Origin of the sequence: Pseudovibrio sp. Ad26, assembly GCF_001623285.1 — a bacterium.
In the GTDB taxonomy this organism is placed as follows: domain Bacteria; phylum Pseudomonadota; class Alphaproteobacteria; order Rhizobiales; family Stappiaceae; genus Pseudovibrio; species Pseudovibrio ascidiaceicola.
The window spans coordinates 444,244-458,914 of record NZ_LMCE01000047.1 but is presented as its reverse complement, the minus strand read 5'-3'; the positions used below and the strand labels follow the sequence as shown (position 1 = coordinate 458,914).

Genomic DNA, 14,671 nt, shown 5'->3' with positions numbered 1-14,671 from the left:
TTACATCTACCGGTGCCTTCAGGCGAACGGGTCAGATGCACTTGAAATAATCAAAAGGCTCGGAGCAATCGTTGCAGCGGTACAGCGCTTTGCAAGCGGTAGAGCCAAACTCGGAAATGCGACTGGTGTTGGCAGAGTTGCACTTTGGGCAACGGACTTGCTCCTCACCAAACAAGGCCCGGCGCGAGGCCTTGCCGTTTGGAGGTGCAATGCCGTAAACCCTTAGTTTTTCACGCGCTTTTTCTGAGAGCCAATCGGTGGTCCAGGCTGGCGCGAGGACGGATTTGACGTCCACCCTCTCAAAACCAGCGGTGAGCAGAGCCGCTTCAATATCAAATGCGAACATGCTCATGGCCGGGCAACCGGTGTAAGTTGGTGTGATGGTCACCTCTACAGAGCCATCTGCCTGCACGTGCACATCGCGCAAGACACCAAGGTCCTCAATGGTGAGCACCGGCACCTCAGGATCGGGCACATCGCACACCGCATCCCAGGCCTTTTGATCCAACTCAGATCTCAGAATTTTCGCTGCAACTGCCATGGGTTAGCTCCCGATCACCACTGGGCTTGCGGGAACGAGCGCTGCAGATACTGCATTGGCGACAGGATATGTCCCAGATGCTCACTGTGCTCGCCTTTACGACCACCTGTCTGCATCCAGCTTTCAGTTGGGCGCTCCAGATTGGCGCGTACCAGAACCGTGTTCACCGTCTCATCCCATAAGTGCTTGATAGACATAGGGTCTATGGCAACTTCCTTAGCAACCAGCGATGATACAATCTCGTCACACTCAAACATCTCACCGGTGTACATCCAGAGAAACTCCAACGCATCACTGATGCGATTGTGGCTCTCCTCGGTGCCGTCTCCCAGACGGATCACCCACTCAGCAGAATGGCGCAGATGGTAGGTTGCTTCTTTCTCTGCTTTCGCTGCCAGACCAGCCAGCTGCTCATCTTTCGAGTTCATCATCGCTTCCCAGAACGGGTGCATGAACGCGGAGAAGAGGAACTGTCGCATGATGGCATATGCGAAGTCATCATTGGGCTGTTCGACCAGCAGAAGATTATTGAACTCCCGCTCAACCCTATGGAAACACAGGGCATCTTCGTCGCGGCCTTTGCCTTCGATTTGCCCTGCATAGGTGTAGAGCTCACGGGCATGACCGATGAGATCAAGCGCGATATTGGTGAGTGCGATGTCTTCTTCCAAGTGAGAAGCGTGACCACACCATTCGCCCAGTCGCTGGCTCAGAATTGCGGAGTCGTCAGCCAGCCGCATGCAATATGTAAATAGTGCCGTATCTGTCATCATGGCCTCCTTACATATTCGCGACTTCGTCAGGTAACTCATAGAATGTCGGGTGGCGATAGATCTTTGAAGCTGTTGGCTCAAACATCTCGCCCCTCTCGTCCGGATCATTCGCGATGATAGCCGCTGACGGGACAACCCAGATAGACAGCCCTTCTCCGCGGCGTGTGTAAACGTCTCGCGCTGCTTGCAATGCCATTTCCGCATCAGCTGCATGGACAGAACCGGCATGTCTATGGGACATGCCATTGCGTGCTCTGATAAAAACTTCCCAAAGTGGTGTTGCTTGTTCGCTCATGTTCCGCCCTCCCTTAAGCAGTTTTGCTCTATTATCGCAAAACTGCTTTGTCTGTTTCTATTGCGTATTCTTGTCCGAAAACCGGTTTCCACTTTTCGGGAATACGCTAAGCAGCTGATTTCTTTGCGGCTTGCTTTGCAGCGTACGCCTGCGCAGCCTCGCGCACCCAGGCACCGTCCTCATGCGCCTTGATGCGGTCTTTCATCCGCTGCTTGTTGCAGATGCCATTGCCTTTAATGGTGTTGTAGAACTCGTCCCAGTCCGGTTCACCATGTTCCCAGTGCCCAGTTTCCTCATTCAGCTTGAGATCTGGATCCGGCAGAGAAATGCCAAGCACCTTTGCCTGAGGCACAGTGGCATCGACGAACTTTTGACGGAGTTCATCGTTGGTGAAGCGCTTGATCTTCCACTTCATGCTATCGGCTGAGTGCTTGCTGTCCTTGTCGGATGGACCAAACATCATCAATGCAGGCCACCAGAGGCGATTGACGGCGTCCTGAACCATCTCCTGCTGCTCCGCTGTGCCTTTCATCATGGCAACGAGAAGATCGTAACCCTGACGCTGGTGGAAGCTCTCTTCCTTACAGATGCGGATCATCGCGCGGGAATAAGGTCCGAAAGAACAGCGACATAGCGGGATCTGGTTCATGATCGCGGCACCATCAACCAGCCAGCCAACAGCCCCAACATCCGCCCAGTTGAGGGTCGGGTAGTTGAAGATGGAGGAGTATTTGGCTTTTCCGGTCAACAACTGATCGACCAGTTCTTCGCGGGAAACGCCCAGAGTTTCTGCGGCAGAATAGAGGTAGAGGCCGTGTCCACCCTCGTCCTGAATCTTGGCGAGCAAGATGGCTTTGCGTTTCAAGGACGGAGCACGCGTCACCCAGTTGCCCTCTGGCAGCATGCCGACCACTTCGGAGTGCGCATGCTGCGAGATCTGCCGAACCAACGTCTTGCGATAGGCTGCTGGCATCCAGTCGTTGGGCTCAATCTTCTCTTCGCGATCAATGCGAGCTTGAAAAGCAGCAAGCTTCTCTTCGTCCTCAACGCCAGCTTCAACAGCCGGGTTGTTCAATGCTTGCGTGTACATAGGTAAGGTCCCTCCCAAGAGCACACCAATGTTCGTCTCCGCTTCAATATGTCACAGAATATCATTCTCACAAGTATTTTCTGTAACATTTAAGGGTGCATTTTAGGACAATTCTAAATTCGCTAATGATTACAAAGCTTGGAACCGTTCAAAAAAAGCGGGCTCAGGAGGTGGCAGCGTGCCTTCTGCATTCTTGGCGTTAGAATCAAGCCAGATCTCACCGTGGTCTCGGAGAGTGTTGTAGATGCCTGCTGCAAGCTCTCGTGCAACACTTCCCGCCCACTCATCTGGCAGGGCTTGCAGAGGCAATTCCGGGTCTCTGAGAACCAATCGCCGAAGGTCATGGATCAGTATGATACGGATGATCAGAGCTGTTTCCGGCGCAATAGGAGCGCGCGCGCCGCACTCAAGAAGCGCTTGCAGGCCGCTGTAGTTCTCAATGAACTCGTGATAGCCCTGTTGCAGGCTTTCCAGATTCCAGGCCTGCCGGGCAAGCTGCACGGCTCTTTCTGGCGGTGCCGTGGATTGCATAAACACGATCTTGTCGGAAGACTTGGGCAGTTGCTGCCCGATGTTTGGTTTGATCAATACGTTCGGTGCAATCACGCCAAAGCCCTGATCTGTCAGGTGTTCCCGGCGTTCAGCACGCCCCTCTACCTCACTCAAAATTGCTGTGATCCAACTGCCATTGCCTTTGGTTGGACCACGGGCATAAATGCGCGGCGTTGCTTGATCAAAGGTCTCGCGGCCCATTTTGGTCAAGCGATAGAAAGAGTTACGGCCAATGCGTGTGCGCTCCAACCAGCCATCATTGGCCAGACGAGACATAGCAGTGCGGACCACTCCTGAGTTGACCCCAACCATCTGCATGATCTCGGTAATGTTCCCCATCCAGAGCTCAGCACCACGCGGCGCAACGCAATCTCCAAAGATCGAGACGATCATCGACCAGGAGCGGATTGGCTTTTGGGCGTGAAAACGATCAATGAGCCTTTGTTGTTCCGTTTCGAGAATGCTCACGTTCACACGCCTTTTGAGGTTCAGAAGCTGCATATTTGTAAGCGGTCAATGCGCTTTTGTGCAAGCCTCTGTTTAAAAAGAGCAATAATGAGCAAGGCAAAGAAAAAGCCGGAGGCGTGTGCCTCCGGCTTAAATTTATCTGCTCAAAAAGATCAGCTTATTTTGCAGTTGCGTCAGTGATGCGACCAGCCAACTTAGGTTCGTATGCACCGCCCTGCGCTTTCAGGAAGTCAGCAAGTACGAACTCAAGGCCTGGACCGTAGTCGTATGCGTTTTTACCTTCTGTTGCGAAGATCTTGTAGCCGTCACCACCGTTACGAACGTAGTTGTTGGTTGCAAGCTTGTAGAGCTTGTCTGCATCAATTGCAGAACCGTCTTCAAGAGTTACTTCAACAACACGCTCACCAGCAGGTTTGGACGCATCAAAGGTGAACTTCAGACCAGCAATCTGTGGGAAGCGTCCGCCGCCTTCTTCGATCTTGGACAGACCGTTTTCGAGAGCGGTTTTGATGAACTTACCCTGAAGTTCGAACGTCGCTAGAGTGTTCTGGAAAGGAAGAACTGCCAGAGCTTCGCCCATGGTTACTTCACCAGCGTCGATTGAAGCACGCAGGCCACCACCGTTGGTGATTGCGATTTCAACGCCTTTGTCTTTGGTTGCTGCAAGCATAGCGTCAGCTACGAGAACACCCATTTCACACTCGCGTGCGCGGCAAGACTTACGGTCACCATCTACTGGTGCTGCAGTTGCGCCGATAACTTCGGTACGAATTTCGTCAAGCGGACCAGCGAGTTCTGCGATACGTGCTTTGGTTACTTCGTTTTCAGAAATCTTCGCGTCCATGATGATTGGCTCACCAACAGCTTCAATCACATCGCCGTTGTCGTCAAACTTCACGTTCAGCTCACCAAGGAATTTGCCGTAAGCGTATGCAGATACGATCGCAGCTTTCTTACCGTTTGGAGCTTCAACCCAAGTTGGGTATGGGCCTTCAGCACGATCAGACGTGTTGGACAGATAAGTGTTGGTGTGACCGCCAACAATCACATCGATACCGTCTACTGCAGCAGCGATTTTCTTATCAACGTCGTAACCGGAGTGAGACAGAACGATGATTTTGTTCACGCCCTGCGCCTGAAGCTCAGCAACGTGTTTGGTTGCTGCTTCGATTGGATCGTAGAATGTGACATGCTCGCCCGGGCTGGACAGCTCGTGCGTGTCATCTGGCGTCAGGCCGATGAAGCCGATTTTTTCACCGTCACGCTCAACAATAGAAGTAGGCTTCAAAACGCCGATCAGCTTACCTTCTTTGGAAAAGTCAGCGTTTGCGAGAAGAACCGGGAAGTTCACGATATCCATGAAGCCACGGAGAACTTCTGGACCATCATCGAACTCGTGGTTGCCGACGGTCATTGCGTCGTAACCAAGAGTGTTCATGAACTCAGCAGCAGCCTTACCTTTGTAGTAAGTGTAGAACAGAGAACCCTGGAACTGGTCACCACCATCCACGAGGATAGAGTTTTTAGCAGCTGCACGGCGCTCATTAATTGCTGTTTCCAAACGGGCAGTGCCACCCAAACACTTGCCTTTTGCATCATCCTTTGCGGAACAATTAGAGTCGTACTTGTTGATTGGCTCAATGCGGGAATGGAAATCATTCGTATGCAAAATGGTCAGATCAAATTCTGCCATAGCCGGCGCGGAAACGCCAAAAGACAACAAAAGCGCAGTTGCGCCCAAGAGATGCTTTTTCATAGGTCTTGCCTTTTTTCAATTGCCCCAAGCAATTTAACGAGACGGCTACGCGAGAATCTCTATATCCGCGCAAACCTCCCAAGAACACGCTCGGTACAATTGCCCATAACTGTGACAGGCACAAGACTAAAGGAGATATATTTCGCCATCTAACTGAAAAAAAATTCAGAGCCTGACTTTTTTGTCGCGAGCCTTTTTAGCACCCATTACAAGGGGTAGGATTGTTGAGAATCCTTATAATATATCAACTTGTTGGCTCAATAAATCAGAGGTAGAAAACGCCCTAATTTGGTAAAATTTATCGAAAAAACCCTTAGATTCTCGAAATATTTATCCCCAAATGCTCAGTGCAGAATACGTGAATTTTCTAGGTCAGAGATATCAGTTTCAGAGAACTCTTCCTCAACTGCGGGTACGGAATAGTGACCACTCAACCACTTGTTGAGATCCACCTGTTTACACCTGTCTGAGCAAAACGGCTTTGTTGCCTCTTGTGCTGGTTTCTCGCAGATCGGGCATTTTGCTGATGGCTTCTTCATCATCTCTCTCAACTGCTAGTTTTGATCTTCGACGACATGACTGTTCGCTTATCCGGCTCAGCAGAGCATCTGCCAGTGCCTCTAGCCAGAATTACGCAGGACATCAAGAGATAAAAACAGATCATTTTGACGGTTTTGCCGAATTAGGAGTAACGACGCGTCACCCACCTCTTCACAACTGGAAATTGTCTCCTAAATTTAAGGTGTTAAACAGTTTAGGTGCAAACAACTTTGCAGCGATTAAAGTTCAGACTAATATTACTCACAGGCAGGCACTTTTGAACATGCGCGTATCCTTATCCGAGAAACAGAACCACTTTTCAGAAATACCCTATGAGTTCTGTATGGATTTGACAGTATCTCGCGAAAACCGGGGAAGCTTATAATGAACAATGAAGTTTCTTGGATTCTGACAGCGCACATGGCCACAGCAGAACCGAAAGTCTTTGAAGGACTGATGGTGGAGATGGTGAAAGCAGTCCAGCAGATGCAGGGCGATACCACAGCCTATGTTTGGTACCTGAGTGAAGATGGTCAATCCTGCGAGATTTTTACGAGCTTTAAGGACAGCAACTCGGCAATGCTGCACCTGACGTGGTTCTCCAACACATATGCAAAGCAGTTTATGGACACACTGCACCCAACAGGTATGACAGTTTACGGCAAGCCAACACAGGAGCTGCGCAACGCGCTCGCGAGCCTATCACCACGGTTCGTGCAAACTGTGGGTGGGTTCGCGCGGTAGCTTTAGCCTTCTCCTGCCTATGCAGCAGGAACGGCGTCTTCGTCCCATGTCTTTTGAGTTGGATAGCCAGCGGACTGCAAGAGGCTTGCGGTCTCCAGTAGAGGCAAACCGACAACGCTTGGGTAAGACCCGATCACACGTGCGATAAACGCACCAGCAAGGCCCTGAATAGCGTAGCCGCCTGCTTTGCCACGCCACTCCCCTGAGGCGAGGTACTTTTCCGTGTCATGAGAAGACAGACGACGGAACCTTACACGGGTTTCAACCAGTTTTGTGCGAACCACACCATCAGGCATGTTCACGCAAACGCCGGTGTAAACCTTGTGCATGCGACCAGAAAGCAGTTGAAGGCAGACACTTGCCTGCTCCTTGCTCTCGGCCTTTGGCAGGATGCGGCGACCAACTGCAACAACCGTATCAGACCCCAGGATGAGGGAATGCGCTTTTTCGTCATCCCGGTCGATCAGAACACGTGCAGCGGCGGCTTTGCCGCGTGCAAGTCTTTGAGCCAGCGCGCGCGGGCTTTCCCCACGCACAGGCGTCTCATCAATGTCTGCGGGCAAGAGGAATTCCGGTTCTATACCAATCTGCTGAAGCAACGCCAGACGACGTGGTGACCCGGAGGCCAATACTAACGGCAGTTCTTTGGTCATATGCCAGTTCCCCGATAAATTTACAGACCGAGCTCAACTAAGGCAGGTTCATCATGAACCCGCGCTCAGTGGATCGCTTATTTGTAGCGATAGGTGATACGACCCTTTGTGAGGTCATATGGTGTCATTTCCACGAGCACTTTATCGCCAGCCAGAACGCGAATACGGTTTTTACGCATACGACCAGCAGTGTGAGCGATAATTTCGTGATCGTTTTCAAGTTTCACACGAAAAGTCGCATTAGGAAGGAGTTCGACGACGACGCCTGGAAACTCCAGCATTTCTTCTTTAGCCATTAGGATTCCTGATTTGTTAAATGGAATTTTCGCGGAACCTACCGGATAACTCGTCAAAAGTGAACAGGCTACCACCATTTCTTGGAGGGCAGTTTCACGAGTTTTACCGCATATTCCATGTTTTGGGGTGGAAAACACATGCAAAGGCCACGCGTAGAGCATTTTCAGCAGCTTATTGCATACGTTGTTCTATCTTTCTCTTAAGCGTATCACGCACCGCTCTGTACGCATCCATGATCTGTGAACGGCTTCCTGTGGCTACCGTTGGATCGATCGTTGGCCAGTACTCAACATCCACATGTTGCGTACGTGTCAGCTCCAATGCCTTATGATGTGCTTCCGGCGCGAGTGTAACGATAAGATCGAACCCGTCCTCAGCCAGATCCTCAAATGTCTTGGGATGGTGATCGCTCAGGTCCATCCCAAGTTCATCCATAACAGAGTCGACAAACGGATCACGTTCGCCTGCAAAGACGCCACAGGAGCGCGTATAGACCTGTTTGGGATAGAGCAGCTGGGTCAGCCCCTCTGCCATCGGAGAGCGTACGGCGTTCATTCTGCAGATAAACAGGATGGAACTTGGCCGTGACATAAACTCGGCCATACCTACCCCCGATGCTGCAAGGCGCAAATGAGCGTAAACAGTCGTCGGGCGGTTTGATGGTCGATGGTGATTTTCCCTTTCAGGCGTTCTTCCAATATGCAGGCCCCGTCGTCATGCAGTCCACGACGCCCCATATCGATTGCTTCAATCTGCTTGGGAGAGGCACTACGAATTGCATCGTAGTAACTCTCACAGATCATGAAGTAGTCTTTAATGATCTTCCTAAAAGGGGTGAGCGAGAGGATATGGGTTGCTATTTCGCTGCCCATTTCATCCCGAACTCCCAATACAAGCTTGCGCTTGATCATAGCAAGATCCAGTCGGTACGGGCCCTGATCGGGCCCGACCGGAGAAAACATGTTTTCCTCTACCAGATCAAAGATCGCAATTTTTCGCTCCCGCTCGACGTCTTTGTCGGCGCGCACAATAGAATCCGGATCAAGGACCACCTCAAAAAGGCGTTCTATTCCTTGCTGTCTCTGTTCTTCGTTTACAGGGACTTCCTTGTGCATCAAGCGATCTTTTCCTTACTGGATCAATTAACTAGTGGTTTAAGCGGATGGAGACTGAACGTCCATGCGCCTGCAGGCCTTCCACTTCTGCCAGCGTGACGGCTGCGGGGCCGATCTGTGCCAGATTTTCCGGGTTACAGCGCAGAAGCGAGGTTCTCTTCACGAACTCCAGCGTAGAAAGACCAGAGGAGAAGCGGGCCGAGCGAGCCGTTGGCAGCACATGGTTTGAACCGCCCACATAATCGCCGATCGCTTCTGGAGTGTAACGCCCAACAAAGACAGCGCCAGCATTTCTCATTTTTGGCAGCAGCGCATCAGGGTCATCAACACACAGTTCAAGATGTTCCGGTGCAAAACGGTTGGAGAGCACCATAGCGTCATCCAAATTGTCGACGGTGATGATCGCGCCGAAATCATTCCAGCTCTGACGCGCAACGTCTGCGCGAGGCAGCGTGGTAAGTTGGCGTTCGACGGCCTCTTCTACAGCTGCGGCCAGTTCTTCGCTGTCCGTGATGAGAATTGACTGTGCAACCGGATCATGCTCTGCCTGAGAGAGCAGATCGACGGCAACCCAGTCCGGGTTGTTCTCTTTGTCAGCCACAACGAGGATTTCGGATGGACCGGCGATCATGTCGATGCCGACAGTTCCGAATACACGGCGCTTTGCTGCTGAAACGTATGCGTTGCCAGGGCCAACAATCTTGGAGACCGCTGCAATCGTTTCTGTGCCGTATGCCAGTGCACCGACAGCCTGAGCACCGCCTACACGGTAGATCTCGGAAACGCCGGACATCTTAGCTGCAGCCAACACGAGTGGGTTAAGCACATCATCAGGGCTTGGAACCACCATCACGATGCGCTCAACGCCAGCAACCTTTGCAGGCACGACATTCATCAGCACAGAGGATGGATAGCTGGCAAGACCGCCAGGGACATACACACCAACAGCTTCCACTGCAGTCCAGATGGCGCCCAGCTCTACGCCGATTGCATCTTTGTAAGTGTAGCTTTCGGGCAGCTGCTTTTGATGGTGGGAACGAATACGATCATGGGCAAGCTGCAAGGCTTCCAGTGTTTCAGCAGGGATTTGCGCAACAGCTGCCTCAATCTCCGCTTCAGTTACTTTCAGCTCGTCCATAGATTTGGCCGACATGCGGTCAAATTTATTGGTGTACTCGAGCACGGCCGCATCACCGCGCAACTCAACATCCCGCAGGATGTCGCGCACGATATGATCCACATCCTCTGAAGTTTCCCGCTTGCTTCCAAGCAGGGCACGGATTTCTTCTTCGAAACCTTCAGACTTTGAGGAGAGCTTAATCGCCACGTTATCGTTCCCAATTTATTATAGTTCCCGGGACTGTTTTTCCCGAGATGATGTCAGATTTTTAGAGATGCAGTCCAAGCCTTCAGGTTGTGTCGGGATTTTACGAAACTATCCCGCGCTTTCCAACTAGCCTTCTAGGTCATGTTCAGGTCTGCTTTCAGTTTCCCAAACGGAGCCCAGATCTGCCAGTTGTGCTTCGATGCACTCGATATTTGCTGCAATAGCAGCCCCACCGGAAAACTCAAGCTTCAACTGACCCGCTGGTGCATTTGTCTCTTCAAACAGCACACAGAGCAATGACAGGACCATGTCTTTGTTTGTCTGGTTGATTTTCTGAGCTTTGACTGCATCAACCCGAGAAACAGAAAGAACGGAGCGTGCGCGCATTCTTCTTTTCTGGTTGTTTTCGTCCGTTTCCCAGAGGTATCGGTTCATTGTCAGCACCAGGCGGCGCTCGGCAGGTAAGTACTTGATATCCGCGAGTTTCAGAACACTGTCCTGCACCATGGAAGAGATGATCTGCAAATCTTCCTGATCCAGCGCCATCAGCTTCATTGGTTTTACCTGTTCCATATTGATCCCTTGCAGATTTTCCGAGCCTCGCGCACCGTATATAGCGCGAGACATCCTTACTATTACAACAATTTACAGAAAAACATCTATGAATGAACGGAGCAGATTTCAAGCATGAAGGTGTGATCCAGTTTCTTTGAGAAAATCTCCATGAAAAAACCCGGACTGAAAAACAGACCGGGTCTAAATCTTTTGCTTCAGTTTTGTTAGGCCGAGATACGCTCGATCACGGCACCGCAGCGAGACAGCTTCTCTTCCAACCGCTCGAAACCGCGATCAAGATGATAGACACGACTAACCGTTGTTTCGCCTTCTGCTGCCAAACCAGCAATGACGAGAGAAACAGATGCGCGAAGGTCTGTTGCCATGACCTGAGCGCCGCGCAGGGTTTCAACACCCTCAACAGAAGCCACTTGCCCGTCCAGTGTGATCTTAGCGCCAAGGCGTGCCAGTTCCTGAACGTGCATGAAACGGTTTTCGAAGATGTTCTCAGTGATCTTGCTCACACCTTTGGAGCGGGTCATGAGCGCCATGAACTGTGCTTGCAAATCTGTTGGGAAACCCGGGAAAGGCTCAGTGGAAACGTCTACCGGGCTGATACCAGCTCCGTTGCGCTTAATTTTGAGACCCATATTGGTTTCAGTGATTTCTGTTCCGGTCTGGCGCAGGACATCCAATGCACCCTCGAGAAGATCGCCGCGTGCGCCTTCCAGAGTTACTTCACCGCCCGTCATCGCCACGGCCATGGCATAGGTGCCGGTTTCGATGCGGTCAGGAATAACTGGATGACGGTGTGCGCCCAGACTGTCTACACCCTGAATATGGATCGTATCGGTGCCTGCACCTTCGATCTTTGCGCCCATACCGATCAGGCAGTTTGCAAGATCTGTGACTTCTGGTTCCTGAGCGGCGTTTTCAATCACGCTTTCGCCCTTGGCCAGTGTCGCAGCCATCATGACTGTATGTGTTGCACCTACAGAGATTTTCGGGAAGACAACCCGGCCACCCTTCAGGCCGCCTTTGGCATCTGCCTGAACATAGCCGCGATCCATCTCAATATCAGCGCCAAGTGCTTTCAGACCATCGATAAAGAAGTCAACCGGACGGGTACCGATTGCACAACCGCCTGGCAGAGACACACGAGCTGTATGCATACGTGCGAGCAGTGGACCGATGACCCAGAAGCTTGCACGCATTTTGGACACGAGCTCATATGGAGCAGTTGTGTCGACAATGTTGCTGGCATTCAGGTGAACAGTTTGACCGGTCATTGTATCCTGACCAGCCCGTTTTCCGTCGACCGAATAATCTACTCCGTGATTGGAGAGAATCTGAGTGAGAAGTGCGACATCACGCAAGCGGGGCACATTCTCAAGGGTCAACGTATCTTCGCAGAGCAGCGACGCGATCATCAAAGGCAGCGCAGCATTCTTCGCGCCTGAGATCGGAATAACACCATTAAGCTGATTGCCACCAACAATACGAATTTTGTCCATACTTCTATAACCCCAATAAAGCCCGCGGCGGGAAACACAAATTTGAAGAAGAATTGATCGTGTCCACTAACATCAGGGCTGTGGCATAAGCAAGGCAGCGCTTCTGCCTAGTTTCTTCCCCAACGGTTTTCCCCAATAGATCCTGCTGATATTTCGCATTAGCAAGACTTACAAGAACCGCAACATCCTACTCCGCCCAAAACCTGCAGTTTTCGGCGAGATTTCCATATATTTCCAATTTAGCGATAAATGCTAGATTTTTACTTAACGCCCTCGCCATTGGTAGAGCGGATACAGCAATCTCTAGTCTTCGTCAGTGCTCTTCTTAGCAGCCTGTTTTCTGCGACGCAGGTTGGCACGTAAGGCTTCGGCCAAACGATCTGCTTTTGGGTCGCTTTTTGGCTTTACTGCGGACTTTAACTGGTTGCCCGTCGTTTCGGTTTTCTTTGAATCTGTCATGCTCAACAGGTACACGAGGACGGGATTGAAGCCAAGTGCCCTAATATACGACAAGTGCATGGCAATGCTCTCATTTCGCTGTGTTATTCAGTTTCCACAGAACTGCCAATAAAACCCCTTGCAGGTTTAAAAGGGTTATGACATAAGCCTCCTCGTTCCGAGGGCGCTGCCTGCGGAGCACTTACCTCGTTGCAAAATGCGCTGGTTTGGAAGATACGAGAAGCGCTTAAGTGCTTCATATTTATGCGATGCTGCCGTAGCTCAGGGGTAGAGCACTCCCTTGGTAAGGGAGAGGTCGAGAGTTCAAATCTCTCCGGCAGCACCATTCTTCTAACAGCGCTGCACAAATTTCGGCGCGCTGCCGTAGCTCAGGGGTAGAGCACTCCCTTGGTAAGGGAGAGGTCGAGAGTTCAAATCTCTCCGGCAGCACCATTCTTCTTCACAATTGATCATTTCACTGAACTGCATCAGGCATATCGCATTCTTGCTGTGAAATCTGATTTTAAAAAATCAAAGAATTTTAGAACAATTTACAACTCTGCCGTGAGCCTTCTCTGTCACACAGACTTTTCTGAGGGCAAGTAATTGCACTTATCAACGGTAATCCATCGATAATCCAAAGCAGCCGCGAAATAAACAAACTCACCTGAACACATAAATATCAGCTCAATGAAATAAAATTCCACGTTATTGAGCTGAGCCTCACCTGCCTTCGCGGCACTGTGTCTGAGATACAACGTGCCACAATTCGACCAAATTTCATCTTGGAGTTGGTTTACATGTGGCGGGAGTCCTGCGACGTTTCTGTGGTCTTGGGGGCGTATTGGGGTAGTTTTCCAACCAACCGTTTTGCGGATCGGGGAAGAGGGTATGCCTCCCAAGCGCACCTGCATGAGCTCTCGTGCAAGTGTCCGCTGATATTCATTTTGTTGGAGTTTCAGGAGGTAAAAATGGATCAGGCAGTCATCGACGCGGATGTCCCAACAGCAGCACACGGAAAGTTTTCCGAAGCAGAGTTACAGATGCTTCGCTATCAACTTGAAGAAGCAGAGTTCGCCAAACTCATTCGATTGGTATCCAGTCTTCCATCAGAAAAATGGGACCAAGCAATCAAGGCCCTCTCCGCACTGTAGGCGTCACGGGTGATCCACCTTGGGGGCAGCTCGACGCTTCCAAGGAGGTATTGCATGTTTGATTACGGATAAGAGAGCTCAGACCATGGTGGCTGAGTTTGCTTCGCCAATCATGCTATTTCCGTCCCAGTTCTTCTTGTGTCCGCGGACTTCACGCGGTGCTGGGCCGAAGTAACCTGCTGTTTTCACAAAATCTCTTGGTTGAAGAATAATTGAGGCAATGCGCTGATAGAGCGACTTGGCGGAGATTGGCTTACACAGCAACTCATGAATGCCCAATTTTCTGGCCTCAATAATGCGACTGCGCTCGGTATGAGCTGTGACCATAATAATTGGGATATAAGCGTACGGATTATTCTGGGTACGGATCATGCGTACCATGTCTGCACCATCGAGAATTGGCATAACCCAGTCGAGAATCAGGATATCCGGATTAGCGCGATCCATCGCTTCCAGACCAGAAGCCCCGTCTTCCGCTTCGACGATTTTCCGGGCCCCAAAACTCTGAAGCATTGTACGCAGGATTGTGCGCATGTAAGCGCTGTCTTCAACCACCAAAAACGATAAGGATGAGAGGTCTATACTCACTCAGTCATGCCCCGGTCACTTGACGTAACCCAATTAAATTAGAACAGAAATTCAGTTATTAGTTACAAGGTGTGGCAGAGAACAAAACAAATTGCAAGACTGCCCAATTATAGTTCTATGTCAAAGACTATGTCTGCGATATATATAGGCTGATATGCGTTAGGTGAAAATATCCTTTGATAAATCCGCAATTCCATGGACCGCGTCAATGTGTCCTTCGACAGGGATAAGGATTATCGCTAAGTTTAGGCTAACTCTAAAGTATCGCCAA

General features: G+C 50.8%; 19 protein-coding genes and 2 tRNA genes. 5 read left to right on the top strand and 16 right to left on the bottom strand.

From position 1 onward, the window contains the following. Positions 1 to 31: 31 nt before the first annotated feature. From paaD to yacG, 7 genes are all read right to left on the bottom strand, one after another. On the bottom strand, positions 32 to 541 hold the full coding sequence (gene paaD / locus PsAD26_RS08585; protein WP_063310030.1) for a 1,2-phenylacetyl-CoA epoxidase subunit PaaD: 510 nt from the start codon (positions 539 to 541) through the stop codon (positions 32 to 34). A 14-nt stretch (positions 542 to 555) separates the two neighbouring features. Continuing rightward, on the bottom strand, positions 556 to 1,314 hold the full coding sequence (gene paaC, locus PsAD26_RS08580; protein ID WP_153041469.1) for a 1,2-phenylacetyl-CoA epoxidase subunit PaaC: 759 nt from the start codon (positions 1,312 to 1,314) through the stop codon (positions 556 to 558). Between the two features lie 7 nt (positions 1,315 to 1,321). Next, positions 1,322 to 1,609 carry a 1,2-phenylacetyl-CoA epoxidase subunit PaaB gene (gene paaB, locus PsAD26_RS08575; RefSeq protein WP_063310028.1) on the bottom strand — a complete coding sequence of 96 codons (288 nt, stop codon included), beginning with the start codon at positions 1,607 to 1,609 and terminating at the stop codon, positions 1,322 to 1,324. A gap of 106 nt (positions 1,610 to 1,715) precedes the next feature. Continuing rightward, entirely contained in the window at positions 1,716 to 2,699 is a 984-nt protein-coding gene (gene paaA, locus PsAD26_RS08570; RefSeq protein ID WP_063310027.1) for a 1,2-phenylacetyl-CoA epoxidase subunit PaaA, read from the bottom strand. Between the two features lie 129 nt (positions 2,700 to 2,828). Next, a complete protein-coding gene (locus PsAD26_RS08565) occupies positions 2,829 to 3,719 on the bottom strand; it encodes a PaaX family transcriptional regulator C-terminal domain-containing protein (protein WP_153041468.1) in 891 nt (296 codons plus the stop codon). Between the two features lie 157 nt (positions 3,720 to 3,876). Continuing rightward, complete coding sequence (locus PsAD26_RS08560; protein WP_063310025.1) at positions 3,877 to 5,475, bottom strand: 5'-nucleotidase C-terminal domain-containing protein; 1,599 nt, start codon at positions 5,473 to 5,475, stop codon at positions 3,877 to 3,879. A 344-nt stretch (positions 5,476 to 5,819) separates the two neighbouring features. Next, positions 5,820 to 6,017 carry a DNA gyrase inhibitor YacG gene (gene yacG, locus PsAD26_RS08555; RefSeq protein WP_063310024.1) on the bottom strand — a complete coding sequence of 66 codons (198 nt, stop codon included), beginning with the start codon at positions 6,015 to 6,017 and terminating at the stop codon, positions 5,820 to 5,822. Here yacG and PsAD26_RS29670 point away from each other — a divergent pair. Both PsAD26_RS29670 and PsAD26_RS08550 read left to right on the top strand, forming a co-directional pair. Then, complete coding sequence (locus PsAD26_RS29670; protein WP_193758275.1) at positions 6,002 to 6,400, top strand: hypothetical protein; 399 nt, start codon at positions 6,002 to 6,004, stop codon at positions 6,398 to 6,400. The genes yacG and PsAD26_RS29670 overlap by 16 nt on opposite strands. Next, positions 6,400 to 6,759 carry a hypothetical protein gene (locus tag PsAD26_RS08550; protein WP_063310023.1) on the top strand — a complete coding sequence of 120 codons (360 nt, stop codon included), beginning with the start codon at positions 6,400 to 6,402 and terminating at the stop codon, positions 6,757 to 6,759. The genes PsAD26_RS29670 and PsAD26_RS08550 overlap by 1 nt, the downstream gene beginning before the upstream one ends. 17 nt (positions 6,760 to 6,776) lie before the next feature. Here PsAD26_RS08550 and PsAD26_RS08545 read toward each other — a convergent pair whose 3' ends face one another. From PsAD26_RS08545 to PsAD26_RS08510, 8 genes are all read right to left on the bottom strand, one after another. After that, positions 6,777 to 7,412, bottom strand: a complete 636-nt coding sequence (locus PsAD26_RS08545; protein ID WP_063310022.1) for a Maf family nucleotide pyrophosphatase — start codon at positions 7,410 to 7,412, stop codon at positions 6,777 to 6,779. Between the two features lie 77 nt (positions 7,413 to 7,489). Continuing rightward, positions 7,490 to 7,708, bottom strand: coding sequence for a translation initiation factor IF-1 (infA, locus tag PsAD26_RS08540; protein ID WP_008549604.1), 219 nt, complete (start codon positions 7,706 to 7,708; stop codon positions 7,490 to 7,492). A 172-nt stretch (positions 7,709 to 7,880) separates the two neighbouring features. Beyond that, complete coding sequence (locus PsAD26_RS08535) at positions 7,881 to 8,312, bottom strand: low molecular weight phosphatase family protein (protein ID WP_063310021.1); 432 nt, start codon at positions 8,310 to 8,312, stop codon at positions 7,881 to 7,883. Positions 8,313 to 8,314: 2 nt separating this feature from the next. After that, positions 8,315 to 8,824 carry a UPF0262 family protein gene (locus tag PsAD26_RS08530; protein ID WP_063310020.1) on the bottom strand — a complete coding sequence of 170 codons (510 nt, stop codon included), beginning with the start codon at positions 8,822 to 8,824 and terminating at the stop codon, positions 8,315 to 8,317. Positions 8,825 to 8,855: 31 nt separating this feature from the next. Further along, positions 8,856 to 10,151, bottom strand: coding sequence for a histidinol dehydrogenase (gene hisD, locus PsAD26_RS08525; protein ID WP_063310019.1), 1,296 nt, complete (start codon positions 10,149 to 10,151; stop codon positions 8,856 to 8,858). Positions 10,152 to 10,277: 126 nt separating this feature from the next. Then, entirely contained in the window at positions 10,278 to 10,724 is a 447-nt protein-coding gene (locus PsAD26_RS08520) for a DUF2948 family protein (protein ID WP_057464980.1), read from the bottom strand. Between the two features lie 206 nt (positions 10,725 to 10,930). Next, positions 10,931 to 12,220 (bottom strand): UDP-N-acetylglucosamine 1-carboxyvinyltransferase, encoded by a 1,290-nt coding sequence (gene murA / locus PsAD26_RS08515; protein ID WP_063310018.1) that lies wholly within the window; start codon positions 12,218 to 12,220, stop codon positions 10,931 to 10,933. A gap of 303 nt (positions 12,221 to 12,523) precedes the next feature. Further along, a complete protein-coding gene (locus PsAD26_RS08510; RefSeq protein ID WP_063310017.1) occupies positions 12,524 to 12,739 on the bottom strand; it encodes a hypothetical protein in 216 nt (71 codons plus the stop codon). 190 nt (positions 12,740 to 12,929) lie between these two features. Here PsAD26_RS08510 and PsAD26_RS08505 point away from each other — a divergent pair. From PsAD26_RS08505 to PsAD26_RS08490, 3 genes are all read left to right on the top strand, one after another. After that, positions 12,930 to 13,004 (top strand) — tRNA-Thr (locus tag PsAD26_RS08505). A 32-nt stretch (positions 13,005 to 13,036) separates the two neighbouring features. Continuing rightward, positions 13,037 to 13,111, top strand: a tRNA-Thr gene (locus tag PsAD26_RS08500). A gap of 518 nt (positions 13,112 to 13,629) precedes the next feature. Next, positions 13,630 to 13,812: a hypothetical protein gene (locus PsAD26_RS08490; protein WP_057464977.1), complete on the top strand. Its 183-nt coding sequence runs from the start codon at positions 13,630 to 13,632 to the stop codon at positions 13,810 to 13,812. 78 nt (positions 13,813 to 13,890) lie between these two features. On the opposite strand, the gene PsAD26_RS08485 is transcribed toward PsAD26_RS08490, so the two are convergent. After that, complete coding sequence (locus tag PsAD26_RS08485) at positions 13,891 to 14,400, bottom strand: response regulator (protein WP_084403607.1); 510 nt, start codon at positions 14,398 to 14,400, stop codon at positions 13,891 to 13,893. Between the last annotated feature and the right edge of the window lie 271 nt (positions 14,401 to 14,671).

Coding starts and splice junctions, on each gene's coding strand:
- paaD (WP_063310030.1), bottom strand. CDS start 541: ATGGCAGTTGCAGCGAAAATTCTGAGATCTGAGTTGGATCAAAAGGCC.
- paaC (WP_153041469.1), bottom strand. CDS start 1,314: ATGATGACAGATACGGCACTATTTACATATTGCATGCGGCTGGCTGAC.
- paaB (WP_063310028.1), bottom strand. CDS start 1,609: ATGAGCGAACAAGCAACACCACTTTGGGAAGTTTTTATCAGAGCACGC.
- paaA (WP_063310027.1), bottom strand. CDS start 2,699: ATGTACACGCAAGCATTGAACAACCCGGCTGTTGAAGCTGGCGTTGAG.
- PsAD26_RS08560 (WP_063310025.1), bottom strand. CDS start 5,475: ATGAAAAAGCATCTCTTGGGCGCAACTGCGCTTTTGTTGTCTTTTGGC.
- PsAD26_RS29670 (WP_193758275.1), top strand. CDS start 6,002: ATGGCTTCTTCATCATCTCTCTCAACTGCTAGTTTTGATCTTCGACGA.
- yacG (WP_063310024.1), bottom strand. CDS start 6,017: ATGATGAAGAAGCCATCAGCAAAATGCCCGATCTGCGAGAAACCAGCA.
- PsAD26_RS08550 (WP_063310023.1), top strand. CDS start 6,400: ATGAACAATGAAGTTTCTTGGATTCTGACAGCGCACATGGCCACAGCA.
- PsAD26_RS08545 (WP_063310022.1), bottom strand. CDS start 7,412: ATGACCAAAGAACTGCCGTTAGTATTGGCCTCCGGGTCACCACGTCGT.
- infA (WP_008549604.1), bottom strand. CDS start 7,708: ATGGCTAAAGAAGAAATGCTGGAGTTTCCAGGCGTCGTCGTCGAACTC.
- PsAD26_RS08535 (WP_063310021.1), bottom strand. CDS start 8,312: ATGGCCGAGTTTATGTCACGGCCAAGTTCCATCCTGTTTATCTGCAGA.
- PsAD26_RS08530 (WP_063310020.1), bottom strand. CDS start 8,824: ATGCACAAGGAAGTCCCTGTAAACGAAGAACAGAGACAGCAAGGAATA.
- PsAD26_RS08520 (WP_057464980.1), bottom strand. CDS start 10,724: ATGGAACAGGTAAAACCAATGAAGCTGATGGCGCTGGATCAGGAAGAT.
- murA (WP_063310018.1), bottom strand. CDS start 12,220: ATGGACAAAATTCGTATTGTTGGTGGCAATCAGCTTAATGGTGTTATT.
- PsAD26_RS08510 (WP_063310017.1), bottom strand. CDS start 12,739: ATGCACTTGTCGTATATTAGGGCACTTGGCTTCAATCCCGTCCTCGTG.
- PsAD26_RS08490 (WP_057464977.1), top strand. CDS start 13,630: ATGGATCAGGCAGTCATCGACGCGGATGTCCCAACAGCAGCACACGGA.